Raw genomic sequence first — 271 nt, forward strand, 5'->3', positions numbered from 1 at the left:
TCTTTAAACATGTGTTTTACAGCTATTTTGACCACAACTTCACGACTATTTAATGTTTGGGCATGGTCGCCATAGGTACTTTCAATACCTAAAATTTCAACAGACTTTTCACTAAATGGCGGCACTGAGCGCATTGCTAAAACACGTTCGCACTTAGTCAAAATCGCATCAGCAATGACTTGTGCTTTTTGTGGTGCCTCACGTCCTGCAATGAGGAAACTCACTAAAACCCGATATCCATCTGGGTAAGTCGCGCTGACTTTATATTGTG

The 271-nt window shown here is 41.3% G+C and carries 1 protein-coding gene; it reads right to left on the reverse strand.

Features of this window, described 5'->3' with window-relative positions:
• Window positions 1–271, reverse strand: a 271-nt coding sequence (locus ACNQ0W_RS25705; RefSeq protein WP_417933344.1) for a hypothetical protein, incomplete at both ends; no start/stop codon positions are given.

Origin of the sequence: Enterobacter cloacae complex sp. 6730903 (assembly GCF_048283985.1) — a bacterium.
Taxonomy (GTDB): domain Bacteria; phylum Pseudomonadota; class Gammaproteobacteria; order Enterobacterales; family Enterobacteriaceae; genus Enterobacter; species Enterobacter hormaechei_C.